Raw genomic sequence first — 13037 nt, 5'->3', positions numbered from 1 at the left:
GGATTTTTATGAGCAAGCGAATTGTTGTCGTTGGGGGCGGGGTCGGCGGCACCATGCTGGCCAATCAACTGGTCCACAAGCTGTACCCCGAAGTGTCGGCAGGCAAGGTCAGCATCATGTTGCTGTCCGATTCGCCGGATCATTACTACAAGCCGGCCTTCATGTATGTGGCGTTCAACCTGTTTTTCCAGGAAGAACTCAAGCGTCCCGAACGGTCCCTGCTGCGGCCCGAGATCGATTTCCGCGTCGACAAGGTGACGCGCTTCGATTTCGATGCCCAGCAACTGCACACCCGCGGCGGCAAGCGCCACGGCTACGACTATCTCGTGATCGCGACCGGCTGCGTGCCCGCGCCGGAGCGCATCGAAGGGCTGCGGGAAGCGGGCGACCATTTCTACCAGTACGAGCCGGCGCGGCAGCTCGCCAGCCGCCTGTCCACCATCGAACGCGGCCGCGTGTTCGTCAGCGTCACCTTTCCCAAAACGCCGAATGTGCCGCACCAGTGCGGCATCGCGCCGATCGAGACCACGCTGATGCTGGACGACTATCTGCGCCGACGCGGCGTGCGCGACCGGGTGGAGATCGTCTACACCTACCCCACCACCTCGCAACTACTGCGCAACTGCCTGTTCCTGCAAAAGCCCACCTGCGAGGTGCTGCCGGCCATCTTCGAGCAACGCGGCATCCGGTTCCAGCGCGGTTTCACGCTGGCGAAGGTGGACCCCGATCGCCGCATTGCCTACTCGGAGGAAGGCGTCGAGCAGCCGTTCGACATCCTCATGGCCACGCCGCCGATACGCGCGGTCGACGCGGTGCTGGAATCGGGCGCTTCGCAGGCGCCCGACAACGAGGGCTGGCTGCCCACCGATCACGAAACCATGCAGGTGTACGGCCTGCGCAATGTGTACGTGATCGGCGACACCGTGGACCTGCCGGTGAGCAAGGCCGGCGGCTCGTGCCACAACCAGGCGCCCGTCATCGCCAACAACATCGCCGGCGAGATCCGGCTGGGCCATCCCTGCAGCGCCTATGACGGCCGCGTCCAGGCCGTGGCGCAGATGGGCCTGAACGCGGGCATGCCGCTCTGGTATGACTACACCCACGACGTGCGGCCGACGCCGCCGACCAAGCTGGGCGGACTGCTGCGGCAGGGGTTCAACCGGGGCCTGTACTGGTCCGTCGCCAGGGGAATGCTATGAACGCGCCGCACGACAACAGCCTGTCCAACGCCGGCCAATGCGACGCCCTGCTCGATGCGCCACCCACGGCGGCTGGCAACGATGCGCTGGCGCAGCTCGCCGGCAAGCTGCAACCGCTGGCCGACAGCGGCCGGCTGGACAATCTGGTCGACCTGCTGGCGCTGGCGTCCGACCTGGTCGACCTGCTCGATGCCCCCATGGTGGAAAAGCTCGGCACGCTGTCGGAGCAGGCCACGGGCGCGGCCTGGACCCTGTCCAACGCCTGGCGCGCGGCCCAGGCGCAAGGGTTGCAAGAGGCGCGCCCCCCGGGCCTGGGCGGACTGTTCCAGCTCTCGCGCGACGAGGACACGCGGCGCGGGCTGGCGCTGGTGCTGCGGACGCTGCAAGGCCTGGGCCGTCAGGTGGGTGATCAACGGCGGGACTACGCCCCTTCCTGATGCCGTTGGCGGGGCCGCCCGCGCGGCCCCCGCTGTCCAAAACAAAGCCCCGCAAGCGCTTGCCTGCGGGGCTTTTGGGGTGCGCGCCCGGGATGGACGACGCGACCGGGTTTACTGCAACGTGCGCGTGAACACGAACTTGCCGTCGCGCCAATCCACCGGCACCACGTCGCGCGGACCGAACTGGCCTTCCAGGATCAGCCGGGCGACCGGGTTCTCGATCTGCTGCTGGATGGTGCGCTTGAGCGGACGCGCCCCGAACACCGGATCGAAACCGTCGCGGGCCAGTTCGGCCAGCGCGGGCTCGGTCACTTCCAGCCGCATCTCCTGCTTTTCCAGGCGCTCGGCCAGGCGGCGCAGCTGGATGCGGGCGATGGACTCGATGTGCTGCGCTTCCAGTGCGTGGAACACCACCACTTCGTCGATGCGGTTCAGGAACTCGGGCCGCAGCGTCTGCTTGAGCTCGCCCCAGACCACTTCCTTGACCACGTCGTACGGCTGGCCGGCCAGCGTCTGGATGTGCTGCGAACCCAGGTTCGACGTCATCACGATGACGGTGTTGCGGAAGTCCACCGTGCGGCCCTGGCCGTCGGTCAGGCGACCGTCGTCCAGCACCTGCAGCAGCACGTTGAAGACGTCCGGGTGCGCCTTTTCGACTTCATCGAGCAGCACCACGCTGTACGGCTTGCGGCGCACGGCCTCGGTCAGGTAGCCGCCCTCTTCGTAGCCCACGTATCCGGGCGGCGCGCCGATCAGCCGCGCCACCGAGTGCTTCTCCATGAATTCGCTCATGTCGATGCGGATCATGTGCTCTTCGGAGTCGAACAGGAACTCGGCGAGCGCGCGCGTCAGCTCGGTCTTGCCCACGCCGGTGGGGCCCAGGAACAGGAACGAACCGTACGGGCGCGAGGGATCCGCCAGGCCCGCGCGCGAACGGCGGATGGCATCGGACACCAGGCGCACGGCCTCGTCCTGCCCAACCACGCGCTTGTGCAGGTATTCCTCCATGTGCAGCAGCTTTTCGCGTTCGCCCTGCATCATCTTGGACACCGGGATGCCGGTGGCGCGCGACACGACCTCGGCGATTTCCTCGGCGCCGACACGCGTGCGCAAGAGGCGCGGACGGCCTTCGCCGCCTTCGGCCTCCTCGGCCGCCTCGGCGGCGCCCACCTCGGCGGCCTTCAGGCGCGCTTCCAGGTCCGGCAGCTTGCCGTACTGCAGCTCGGCCAGCTTGTCGAACTGGCCCTTGCGTTGCAGCTCCGCCATTTCGGCGCGCACGCTGTCGATCTCTTCCTTGATGGCCTGGGTGCCCTGCACCGCGGCCTTCTCGGCCTTCCAGATTTCCTCGAAGTCGTTGTATTCGCGTTGCAGTTTCTCGAGCTCGTCCTCGATCACGCCCAGGCGGCGCTTGGAGGCGTCGTCGGTTTCCTTCTTGACGGCCTCGCGCTCGATCTTGAGCTGGATGATGCGGCGGTCGAGCTTGTCCATCACTTCCGGCTTGGAATCGATTTCCATGCGGATGCGGGCGCCGGCCTCGTCGATCAGGTCGATCGCCTTGTCGGGCAGGAAGCGGTCGGTGATATAGCGGTGCGAGAGCTCGGCCGCGGCCACGATGGCCGGGTCGGTGATCTCGACGCCGTGGTGGATCTCATAGCGCTCCTGCAACCCGCGCAGGATGGCGATGGTGGACTCGACATCGGGTTCGTCGACCAGCACCTTCTGGAAGCGGCGTTCGAGCGCGGCGTCCTTTTCGATGTACTTGCGGTATTCGTCCAGCGTGGTGGCGCCGATGCAGTGCAGCTCGCCGCGCGCCAGCGCCGGCTTGAGCATGTTGCCGGCGTCCATCGCGCCCTCGGCCTTGCCGGCGCCGACCATGGTGTGCAGCTCGTCGATGAAGACGATGTTGCTGCCGTCGTCCTGCGACAGTTCCTTGAGCACGGCCTTCAGGCGCTCTTCGAATTCGCCGCGGAACTTGGCGCCGGCCAGCAGCGCGGCCAGGTCGAGCGACAGCACGCGCTTGCCGCGCAGGGTCTCGGGCACTTCGTCGTTGACGATGCGCTGCGCCAGGCCTTCGACGATGGCGGTCTTGCCCACGCCGGGCTCGCCGATCAGGACCGGGTTGTTCTTGGTGCGGCGCTGCAGAATCTGGATGGTGCGGCGGATTTCGTCGTCGCGGCCGATGACCGGGTCGAGCTTGCCCTGGCGGGCGCGCTCGGTCAGGTCGAGGGTGTACTTGGACAGCGCCTCGCGGTTGGATTCGCCTTCGGCGCCGGAGACGTTCTCGCCGCCGCGCACGGCGTCGATGGCGGCCTCCAGGGCCTTTTTCTGCAGGCCCGCGTCGCGCAGGATGCGGCCGGCCTCGCCCTTGTCGTCGGCCAGGGCCAGCAGGAACAGTTCGCTGGCGATGTAGGTGTCGCCGCGGCGCGCGGCTTCCTTGTCGGTGCGGGTCAGCACGCCCTGCAGGTCGCGGCCGACCTGGACGTTGTCATCGCCCTGCACCTGGGGCAGCGCCTTGAGCGCGGCGTCCAGGGCCGGCTGCAGCCGGTTGACGGCCACGCCGGCGCGCGCCAGCAGGCTGCCGGCGCCGCTGTCCGGGTCGGACAGCAGCGCCGCCAGCACGTGGACGGGCTCGATGTAGGGATGATCGTTGCGGGCGGCCAGACTCTGAGCGTCGGCCAGGGCTTGCTGGAACTTGGTGGTCAGTTTGTCGAATCGCATAATGGTCGTTGGTGGCTTGTTGGTGAGCCTGACCGATACGCGCCGGCGGGCTCGATGACCTGAATATGCGGCCGGATGCGAGAATTTCAATACCTCGTCGGCCGCAGGGATTTGGGTCGGTTAACGCATCCGCGTACAGCAACAATCTGTCCCATGAGCATATACGTTTTTGTCTACGGCACGCTACGCGCGGGCGAAATCAATGACCTGGCGCAAGCCGCCGCGCGCCGCGGCCTGCCGCCGGCGCGCCACGTCGGCCCGGCCACGGTGCCCGGCATGCTGGTGGATTTCGGCGACTGGCCCGGATTGCTCCCGGTGACCGATGGCCGGCGGGTGCTGGGCGATATCTACGAGGTCGACCCGGCCCTGGTCGCCCTGATGGATGAGATCGAGGAATACGTCCCCGGCCGCCCCGGCTGCTTCGTGCGCCGGCCGGTGCTGGCCCGGCCGCTGGCGCCTGGCGCCGCCCCGGTGGCCTGCGACTACTACCCCATCGACCCGGCCTGGCGCGGGGCGGCGGCGGACATCGACGGGGACGACTGGATCGCCTATCGGCGGGGCCGCCCGGCCCGATCGCAACCGTAGGAATGCGCTACAAAATGCCGCGTAAGACACCCGTAGTAACAACGGACTACAATGGGTACCTGTCTTCACGCTTTTAAGCCCGTCCAGGCTACCCGCCAGGTCTAGGCACTATAAAGGTCATCGTATGCAAAAACGGGTTCCCGTTGCCCCTGATGCCGCCCACTGTTCCACGTGTATGCTGGGCCACGTGTGTGTCCCGGTCGGGATGGCAGCCGCCGAAGTGGAAAAGCTGGACGAACTGGTGAAAGAACGCGTGCGCCTCGAAAAGGGCAAGACGCTGTATTCGCTGGATCATCCCCTGGACGCCGTCTACGGCGTGCGCTTCGGCAGCCTGAAAACGCAGCTCGAAGACGCCACCGGCCAGATCCAGATCACCGGTTTCCACCTGCCCGGCGAGATCGTCGGCATGGACGGCATGCTCGATGGCAAGCACGTCTCGGCCGCCGTGGCCCTGGAAGACTCCGAAGTCTGCGTGATCCGCCTGAACGAAGTCGACCGCGTGGCCACCCACCTGCCCTCGCTGCAGCAGCAGTTCCGCCGCCTGATGAGCCGCGAAATCACGCGCTCGCACCAGATGCTGGCGTCGCTGGGCTCGATGCGTTCCGAACAGCGCCTGGCCGCGTTCCTGCTGAACCTGTCGCAGCGTTATGCGTCGCTGGGCTACTCCTCGACCGAGTTCGTGCTGCGCATGAGCCGCGAGGAAATCGGCAACTTCCTGGGCCTGACCCTGGAGACGGTCAGCCGGCTGTTCTCTCGCTTCGCGCGCGACGGCCTGATCCGCATCAACCAGCGCGAAGTCCGCATCCTGGACCAGCCCGCGCTCAAGCAACTGCTGGGCCACGAGGGCTGCTGACGCCCGCCCGCGCCATGCGCCGCACAGCCGCACCCGGCGCCGCGCAGCCCCATCCGGCTACGCGCGTGCCGCGCTCGCGCCGAGCGTGGGGCGTGGCGGCGCTGACCCTGGCGGCCCTGCTGCCCCTGGCGGCGCGCGCGCAGACGCCGCTGCCCGACCCCTACGATTACGACGAACCCGCGCCCGCCCCCAAGCGGGTGGTGGTGCCGCGCTGGCAGACGCTGGAACTGGGCAAGCCCGGCCATCGCTACAAGGTGCCGGTCTATGCTAACCGGAACCTGGCGCGCGGCGACCTGCGCGATATCAAGCAGATCGTGATCGTGTTCCATGGGGTCAAGCGCAATGCCGACGCCTATTACGAAACCGTTGCCACGCTGCTGGCGACCAACCCCGCCCGCGCCAACGACACACTGATCCTGGCGCCGCGCTTTGTCGGTTCGATCGACTCGGGCTTCGCCGGCATGGCCGCGTGGCGCAAGGCCAGCTGGGAAGACGGCGAGGACAGCGTGCAGGCCAGCGGCCGGCCCGCGCCGGTCAGCTCGTTCCAGGTGATTGACGACCTGCTGCGCAGCCTGGACGACCGCAAGCGCCTGCCAATCCTGGCCGGCATCGTGCTGGCCGGGCATTCCGGCGGCGGCCAGCTGGTGCAGCGCTACGCCGTGCTGAACCAGATCGACGGCCCGTTGCGCCGCGACGGCATCGCGGTGCGCTACGTGATCGCCAACCCCTCGTCATACCTGTATCTGACCCGCGAACGCCCGCGCCCCGACGGCAAGGGCTACGCGCCCTACGAGCGCGGCATCTGCCCGACCTACAACCAGTACAAGTACGGCACCGACAAGCTGCCCGCGTACGCGCAGGAAACCGATGACACCCGCCTGTTCATCCGCTACGCGGCGCGCGACGTGACCTACCTGCTGGGCGGCGCCGACAACAACCCCGAGCACCGCCTGCTGGACAAGACCTGCGGCGCCGAGGCCCAGGGGGCGACGCGGCTGGCGCGCGGCACCGCCTACCTGCAGTACGAGCGCATCGTCGCCGCGCGCGGCAGCCGGCCGGTGACCCTGCATCGCGCCGGCTTCGAAGTGACGGGCATCGGCCACGACAACAAAGGCATGTTCCAATCGGTCTGCGGCGCGCGCGCCTTGTTTGGCGACGATGCCCAGGCGCCCGCCGGCGCGGCGGCCTGCACGGTGATCGAACCCCCGCGCAAGTAAGCGGCGAGCCCGCCGGCAGCGCGGCCGCCGACCCAGCCACGGCACCCGCGCGGCATTGCGCGGACAGTCCGCAGGCAAGGCGCCGCGGGCAATACGCACGGCGAGCCGAACGCAGGCACGGGACCGCAAGCCGCGTGCCTGCCGCCACGGCAATTCTTGACATCAAGCTGAACAAACATCCCGGACAAATGCAGGGGTGCATTTTTGTGCCGGCAGGCGCAAGATAGGCGGGTACCGTCTCCGTGGAAGACAGATATGAGCCAAGCGTATCTCGACATGCCCGACGCCAAACGCCGCATCAAGGCGATCTTCGTCGGCTCCATGGGCAACCTGGTCGAATGGTATGACTTCTACGCCTATACCGCCTTCGCCCTGTACTTCGCCCCCGCCTTCTTCCCCTCGCACGATCCCGTCGTGCAGCAGCTGAACGCCGCCACGCTGTTCGCCGCCGGCTTCATCGTGCGGCCGCTGGGGGGCTGGCTGTTCGGCCACCTGGCCGACCGGCACGGACGCCGATTGTCGCTGATGGTCTCGGTGGGCATGATGTGCGTGGGGTCGCTGATCATCGCGGTCACGCCCACCTATGCCTCCATCGGCCTGGCGGCGCCGGCGCTGCTGGCGCTGGCGCGGGTCATCGAGGGCCTGAGCCTGGGCGGCGAATACGGCGCCAGTGCCACCTACCTCACCGAGATCGCCGATCCCGATCATCGCGGCTTCTATTCCAGCTTCCAGTACGTCACGCTGATCGGCGGCCAGCTCTGCGCGATCCTGGTGCTGCTGTTGCTGCAGAACGTATTCCTGACGCATGAGCAGCTGGTGGAATGGGGCTGGCGCATTCCCTTCGTGATCGGCGCCATGCTGGCCATCATCACCGCCGTCATGCGGCGCGACATGCCGGAAACCGACTCCTACCGGCAGGCCAGCCAGACCAAGCCCAAGACCAGTTCCCTGCGCGGCCTGCTGCGCTATCCGCGCGAGGTCGCCATCGTGGTGGGCCTGACGGCCGGCGGCACGGCGGCGTTCTACACCTTCACCACCTACATGCAGACCTTCGTGCGGCAGACCGCCGGGTTCTCCGACATCGTCACCACCTACGTGATCGCCGCGTCGCTGATCTTCGCACTGATCCTGCAGCCGCTGTATGGCGCGCTGTCCGACAGGATCGGGCGCAAGCCGCTGCTGGTGTTCTTCGGCATCGCCGGCGCGCTGCTTACCGTGCCGCTGCTGATGACGCTGTCGCAGACCCGCTCGCCGTTCATCGCCTTCCTGCTGATCTGCGCGGCCTGGATCTTCACGGCCGGCTACACCTCGATCAACGCCGTGGTGAAGGCCGAGCTGTTCCCCACCAATATCCGCGCCACCGGCGTGGCGGTGCCCTACGCCATCACCGTGTCGATCTTCGGCGGCACGGCGCCCGCCATCGCGCTCTGGTTCAAGCAGCAGGGCCACGAGCAATGGTTCTACTACTACCTGGCGGGCGTGATCTTCATCTCGCTGCTGGTCTACGCGACCATGCGCGACACCAAGCATCAGTCGGCCATGCACCGGCACGACTGACGCCGCACGCGGGGAACGGCCCGCGTGCCCGGCCGCCAGCCCAAAGACGGGCCTCCGGCGCGCGCCGGCGGTGTGCGACCGGGCGATGCTGCGCGGGCCGTCAGCCCGGCCGGTGCGCGCTGACGGCGTCCAGCACGCGGGCCGAATACACCATCGCGGCGCCGGCGTTCAAGGCCACCGCCACGCCCAGCGCCTCGCCGATTTCCTCGCGGGTAGCGCCGTGCTTGAGCGCCTGCGCCGAATGCACCGTGATGCAGCCGTCGCAGCGGGTCGTGACCGCCACCGCCAGCGCGATCAATTCGCGCGTCTTGGCATCCAGGTGCGCGGTCTTGGCGCCGGCGGCCGACAGCGCCTGGTAGCCCTTGAGCGTGTCGGGCGTCAGCGCGCCCAGTTCACCGATGCGGCCCATCAGTTCCTTTTGGTAATTCACCCAATCCAGCATGTCCTGCTCCTTGAAAAAAGCGGCGTGGCTGAATGCCTGACGCCATGGAGGCAGTATGCGCGGCCGGGCAGCGATGATTTAGCCGGAAAATCGCACTTATATGCTTATTCGTATCAACCGCGACTCTGACGGTTGCCGTGCTGTGCCGGGCGGCCGGCGGCTGGCGGCGGGCGGCGGGCGGCGGGCGACGGGAAGCGGAAAACGGGAAGCGGAAAGCGGAAAGCGGGAAGCGGGGAGCGGGAAGCGGGAAGCGGGAAGCGGGAAGCGGGAAGCGGGCAGCGGGAAGCGGGAAGCGGGCAGCGGGAAGCGGGAAGCGGGCAGCGGGCAGCGAGCGGAGGACGGACCGCGGCCTAGCGCCGCGCGCCCGTCAGCGGCCGCGGTGGCGCCGGCGGCGCCGGTTCTAGAGGCGCGGCTTGCAACGACTGGATTTCCAGCGGTGAGCGGGCCTGGGCCACGCAGGGCAGAATCCAGCCTTCTTCCTTCTCGTCGCGCGACAGGCCCGGCCATTCGATGCGGTAGGCGATCTCGCCTTCCAGCATCAGGCACATGCAGGCGCGGCAGGTTCCGTTGCGGCAGGAACTGGGCAGCTTGATGCCGGCGGCCTGCGCGGCCGCCAGCAGGGTCGAATCGGCGTCGGCCTCGAACTGCATTCCGGACGGTTGCACCAGGACGGGAAAGACGGGCATGGTCGGCGGGATCGTTCGTCTAGTGAGGGCGGCGGCGCGGGCCGGCCTTCAGGGCGGGCCCGGGAAGACCGCTGTCCGCTCAGGCGGGCTGGTCCTGCCAGTCCAGCTGCCAGGCGCCGGACAGCACGTTCTGCAGCCACAGCGTGCAGGTCAGGGTCTTGGCGTCGGTGACTTCGCCCTTGGCGCAGGCCGCGTACAGGTCTTCGGGCCGGGCGCTGAAGACGTCGAGGAATTCGTCCTGGTCCAGCTGCCGGGGGCCGGCGCGCAGGCCGCGCGCGAAGTAGATGTGGATGATCTCGGTGGAATAGGCGATGGCCAGGTGCAGCGCGCCGGCGCGGGCCCACTGGGTGGCGGTGTAGCCGGTTTCTTCGAGCAGTTCGCGCTTGCCGCAGGCCAGCGGGTCTTCACCCGGATCGAGCTTGCCGGCGGGGAATTCGGTCATGACGCGGCCGATCGGATAGCGGAACTGGCGCTCGAGCAGCACGCGGCCGTCGTCGAGCAACGGGATCACCACCACCGCGCCCGGGTGCACGACGTACTCGCGCGTGGAGGTGTTGCCGTTGGGCAGCCGCACGGTGTCGTTGCGGATCTTGAGGAAGCGGCCATCGTAGGCGGCCTCGGTGGAGACGCGTTCTTCGAACAGATGGGAATCGGACTTGTCGGTCATGGCGCGGCGTGGGAAGGTGCGAGCGCCGCCACGCAAGGCGGCCGGCGCGAAGAGCTTGCAGCTTACCACCGCGCCCGTCATGGCCGCGTCATGGACCTGATGGGCGTGATGGTAATGACGGGCATCATGCCCCCTCCCCCGCGCCTGCGCATCGACGACCTGCGGACCATCGCCGATGCGGCCACCGCGGGCGCGCGACCTGCCTTCGAAGACGCGCACCGCGATCGACGCGCTGGCCGAGGGGGCCGGCGATGCCGGCAATATGACAGGGCGCGGCGCGCAGGCCCAAGCGCCGAGGACCTCGGGGCGGCAGGCTCGCCGCCCCGTGTATCAATCGAACTTGCGGCGGGCGTCCAGCGCCAGGCCGGCGCCGATGCTGCCGAACAGGTCGCCTTCGACGCTGCGCGCCTGCGGCACCAGCGCCGAGACGCAATCGCGCAGGCGCGGCACGCGGCTGGAACCGCCGGTGAAGAACACCGTGTCCACGTCGGCGGGGGCGACGCCCGCGTCGCGCAGCAGGACGCCGACGGTCTGCTCGATCTTCTCGATCAGCCGCGCCACGCTAACGTCGAACGACGGCCGCGTCACGTCCACGCCCAGCTCGGGCGCGATGCGCGACAGGTCGATGCGCGCGGCCGGGCCTTCCGACAGCGCGATCTTGGCTTCTTCCACCTGCACCGCCACCCAGTGGCCGGCGCGCTGCTTGACCAGGTTCAGCAACAGGTCGATCTTGTCGCGGTCGCCGGCTTCGGCGCGGATGTAGGCGAAGTGTTCGGCCGCCTTGCGGGTGTAGGCCTGGTTGATGGTGTGCCAGCAGGCCAGGTTGCCGTATTGCGTGGACGGCACGTCCTTGCCGCTGCGCAACTGGCTGCCCAGCCCCAGCAGCGGCATGACGTGCGCCAGGCTGAGCTGCTTGTCGAAGTCCACCCCGCCGATGTGCACGCCGCCGTAGGCCAGGATGTCGTCGCGGCGATCCGGCTTGGCGGCGCGGCCCGGCCCCAGGCGGATCAGCGAGAAGTCGGAGGTGCCGCCGCCGATGTCGATGACCAGCACCAGTTCCTCGCGGTCGATCTGCGACTCGTAGTCGAAGGCCGCCGCCAGCGGCTCGAACTGGAATTCGATGTCGGTGAAGCCGACGCTGCGCGCGATCTCGCCCAGCGTGTCCTGGGCGGTCTGGTCGGCGGCGGGGTTGTCGTCGACGAAGAACACCGGCCGGCCCAGCACGGCGCGGGTGAAGTCGCGGCCGGCGGCGGTCTCGGCGCGGCGCTTGAGTTCGGCGATGAAGCGCGTCAGCAGCACGCGGAACGGGATCGAGCGGCCCTGCACCTCGGTGGAGCCGTCGATCAGCGAGCTGCCCAGCAGGCTTTTCATCGAGCGCATCAGGCGCCCGTCGTAGCCCGCCAGGTAGTCGGAGATGGCCGCGCGACCGTAACTGACCTCGGCGTCTTCATCGTGGAAGAAGATGGCCGAGGGCAAGGTGGTCTTGCCGTCTTCGAGGACCAGGAGCGCGCGCTGGTCGGGGCGGCTCCAGCCGACGGTGGAGTTGGAGGTGCCGAAGTCGACGCCGCATGCGGTGGAAATCATGGAAATTCGGGGGCTTGAAAGCAAAACGGCGCACAAGTGTAGCCGCAACCGCCCGAAACGCCATGTCACCCGGGGCGGCGCAGCGCCAACGCCACGAATGCCAGGGTGGCAACGGCCGCCAGCAGCCCGCCGCCGAAACCGGCGGCATAGCCCAACCGCGCCGCCAGCGCCGTGATCAGCGACGAGGTCAGGATCTCGCCCAGGTCGCGCGCGCTCTGCACCGCCGTCATGTCGGTGCCGGCCTGCGTGCCGCGGGCGGCAAAGCGCATCGCCAGCGTCATCAGCGCCACCGAGGCGGCGCCGGCGCCGAACGAACCCAGCAGCACCGTCACCGCGCCGCCGGCCATGCCGAGCTGCCCCACCGCGTCCACCGGCCAGCCCGCATCGACCAGGAACAATTTGGACAATCCATAGCCCGCCACCGCCGTCATCGCCGACAGGAACGCCGCCAGTACCAGCGCCCAGGCGCCGGGCCGGCGCGCGAAACCGGCCAGCGAGGCGCGCCGCGGCGCGGCCGCGGGTTCGGGCAGCGCGGTTTCCCGCCACCCCAGCGCCATCAGCAAGCTGAACGCCACCACCGCGGCCAGCAGCGCCAGCGCGCCGCCCTGCCCCAGCCGGCCGGCCAGCACCAGGCAACCGGGCCCGCCGGCGAAGAAGCCGACCATGGTGCCGCCCACCTGCACGGCGTTGGCGCGCGCCAGGGCCTGGCCCTGGAAGCGCTCGGCGGTCAGGCCATCGGTGGCGATGTCCTGCGTTGCGCTGGCCAGCGAGGCCAATGCCATCAGGCCCACCACCCAGGGCGCGCTGGCTGCGGCGATGCCGGTCATGGCCACCGCCGCCAGGCAGGCCAGCACCACGGCCTGCATCGGCAGGATCCAGCTGCGGCGCCGGCCGAGCGTGGCGCGCCAGCGGTTGTCGACCAGCGGCGCCCAAAGGAACTTCAGCACCCAGGGCAGCCCCACCAGCGGCAGCCAGGCCAGCGCATGCAGGGGCGCGCCATCGCGCCGCAGCAGCGTGGGCAGCGCCTCCATGGCCACGCCCAGCGGAATGCCCTGGGAAAAATACAGCGCGCCGATCATGACGAACAGGCGC

At 68.7% G+C, this 13037-nt stretch carries 12 protein-coding genes; 6 read left to right on the top strand and 6 right to left on the bottom strand.

Going from position 1 to position 13037, the window contains the following annotated elements; all coding sequences use genetic code 11:
• Positions 1-8 precede the first annotated feature (8 nt).
• Positions 9-1199, top strand: a complete 1191-nt coding sequence (locus AruCF_RS09735) for an NAD(P)/FAD-dependent oxidoreductase (protein ID WP_049073057.1) — start codon at positions 9-11, stop codon at positions 1197-1199.
• Positions 1196-1636 carry a helical membrane plugin domain-containing protein gene (locus tag AruCF_RS09730; protein WP_063570328.1) on the top strand — a complete coding sequence of 147 codons (441 nt, stop codon included), beginning with the start codon at positions 1196-1198 and terminating at the stop codon, positions 1634-1636. The genes AruCF_RS09735 and AruCF_RS09730 overlap by 4 nt, the downstream gene beginning before the upstream one ends.
• A gap of 111 nt (positions 1637-1747) precedes the next feature.
• Here the strand turns inward: AruCF_RS09730 and clpB are convergent, their stop codons facing one another.
• The gene (gene clpB, locus AruCF_RS09725; protein WP_049073056.1) at positions 1748-4354 is read right to left on the bottom strand and encodes an ATP-dependent chaperone ClpB; all 2607 of its coding nucleotides are present in this window, start codon (positions 4352-4354) and stop codon (positions 1748-1750) included.
• Positions 4355-4507: 153 nt separating this feature from the next.
• On the opposite strand from clpB, the gene AruCF_RS09720 reads away from it, so the two are divergent.
• The 4 genes from AruCF_RS09720 to AruCF_RS09705 all read left to right on the top strand — a co-directional run bounded on the left by AruCF_RS09720 (position 4508) and on the right by AruCF_RS09705 (position 8566).
• Positions 4508-4939, top strand: a complete 432-nt coding sequence (locus AruCF_RS09720; protein WP_049073055.1) for a gamma-glutamylcyclotransferase family protein — start codon at positions 4508-4510, stop codon at positions 4937-4939.
• 124 nt (positions 4940-5063) lie between these two features.
• The gene (locus AruCF_RS09715; protein WP_049073054.1) at positions 5064-5792 is read left to right on the top strand and encodes a helix-turn-helix domain-containing protein; all 729 of its coding nucleotides are present in this window, start codon (positions 5064-5066) and stop codon (positions 5790-5792) included.
• 14 nt (positions 5793-5806) lie between these two features.
• Positions 5807-7009, top strand: coding sequence for a hypothetical protein (locus AruCF_RS09710; RefSeq protein WP_372363282.1), 1203 nt, complete (start codon positions 5807-5809; stop codon positions 7007-7009).
• Between the two features lie 255 nt (positions 7010-7264).
• Entirely contained in the window at positions 7265-8566 is a 1302-nt protein-coding gene (locus AruCF_RS09705) for an MFS transporter (RefSeq protein WP_049073052.1), read from the top strand.
• Positions 8567-8666: 100 nt separating this feature from the next.
• Here AruCF_RS09705 and AruCF_RS09700 read toward each other — a convergent pair whose 3' ends face one another.
• The 5 genes from AruCF_RS09700 to AruCF_RS09675 form a co-directional block, all read right to left on the bottom strand.
• Positions 8667-9008 carry a carboxymuconolactone decarboxylase family protein gene (locus tag AruCF_RS09700; protein WP_049073051.1) on the bottom strand — a complete coding sequence of 114 codons (342 nt, stop codon included), beginning with the start codon at positions 9006-9008 and terminating at the stop codon, positions 8667-8669.
• A 350-nt stretch (positions 9009-9358) separates the two neighbouring features.
• On the bottom strand, positions 9359-9694 hold the full coding sequence (locus tag AruCF_RS09690; RefSeq protein WP_049073050.1) for a 2Fe-2S iron-sulfur cluster-binding protein: 336 nt from the start codon (positions 9692-9694) through the stop codon (positions 9359-9361).
• A 79-nt stretch (positions 9695-9773) separates the two neighbouring features.
• On the bottom strand, positions 9774-10361 hold the full coding sequence (locus tag AruCF_RS09685; protein ID WP_049077675.1) for an NUDIX domain-containing protein: 588 nt from the start codon (positions 10359-10361) through the stop codon (positions 9774-9776).
• Positions 10362-10691: 330 nt separating this feature from the next.
• Positions 10692-11945 (bottom strand): Hsp70 family protein, encoded by a 1254-nt coding sequence (locus tag AruCF_RS09680; protein WP_049073049.1) that lies wholly within the window; start codon positions 11943-11945, stop codon positions 10692-10694.
• A gap of 65 nt (positions 11946-12010) precedes the next feature.
• Complete coding sequence (locus AruCF_RS09675) at positions 12011-13024, bottom strand: MFS transporter (RefSeq protein ID WP_083037063.1); 1014 nt, start codon at positions 13022-13024, stop codon at positions 12011-12013.
• Between the last annotated feature and the right edge of the window lie 13 nt (positions 13025-13037).

The sequence above is a fragment of the Achromobacter ruhlandii genome (assembly GCF_002082135.1).
GTDB classification, from domain to species: Bacteria; Pseudomonadota; Gammaproteobacteria; order Burkholderiales; family Burkholderiaceae_B; genus Achromobacter; species Achromobacter ruhlandii.
The sequence above is the reverse complement of the archived record's forward strand: the minus strand, read 5'-3'. Positions and strand labels throughout refer to the sequence as shown.

What these genes read in the sequence shown, in the direction of transcription:
- AruCF_RS09735 (WP_049073057.1), top strand. Translation starts at nt 9, where the DNA reads ATGAGCAAGCGAATTGTTGTCGTTGGGGGCGGGGTCGGCGGCACCATG.
- AruCF_RS09730 (WP_063570328.1), top strand. Translation starts at nt 1,196, where the DNA reads ATGAACGCGCCGCACGACAACAGCCTGTCCAACGCCGGCCAATGCGAC.
- clpB (WP_049073056.1), bottom strand. Translation starts at nt 4,354, where the DNA reads ATGCGATTCGACAAACTGACCACCAAGTTCCAGCAAGCCCTGGCCGAC.
- AruCF_RS09720 (WP_049073055.1), top strand. Translation starts at nt 4,508, where the DNA reads ATGAGCATATACGTTTTTGTCTACGGCACGCTACGCGCGGGCGAAATC.
- AruCF_RS09715 (WP_049073054.1), top strand. Translation starts at nt 5,064, where the DNA reads ATGCAAAAACGGGTTCCCGTTGCCCCTGATGCCGCCCACTGTTCCACG.
- AruCF_RS09710 (WP_372363282.1), top strand. Translation starts at nt 5,807, where the DNA reads ATGCGCCGCACAGCCGCACCCGGCGCCGCGCAGCCCCATCCGGCTACG.
- AruCF_RS09705 (WP_049073052.1), top strand. Translation starts at nt 7,265, where the DNA reads ATGAGCCAAGCGTATCTCGACATGCCCGACGCCAAACGCCGCATCAAG.
- AruCF_RS09700 (WP_049073051.1), bottom strand. Translation starts at nt 9,008, where the DNA reads ATGCTGGATTGGGTGAATTACCAAAAGGAACTGATGGGCCGCATCGGT.
- AruCF_RS09690 (WP_049073050.1), bottom strand. Translation starts at nt 9,694, where the DNA reads ATGCCCGTCTTTCCCGTCCTGGTGCAACCGTCCGGAATGCAGTTCGAG.
- AruCF_RS09685 (WP_049077675.1), bottom strand. Translation starts at nt 10,361, where the DNA reads ATGACCGACAAGTCCGATTCCCATCTGTTCGAAGAACGCGTCTCCACC.
- AruCF_RS09680 (WP_049073049.1), bottom strand. Translation starts at nt 11,945, where the DNA reads ATGATTTCCACCGCATGCGGCGTCGACTTCGGCACCTCCAACTCCACC.
- AruCF_RS09675 (WP_083037063.1), bottom strand. Translation starts at nt 13,024, where the DNA reads ATGATCGGCGCGCTGTATTTTTCCCAGGGCATTCCGCTGGGCGTGGCC.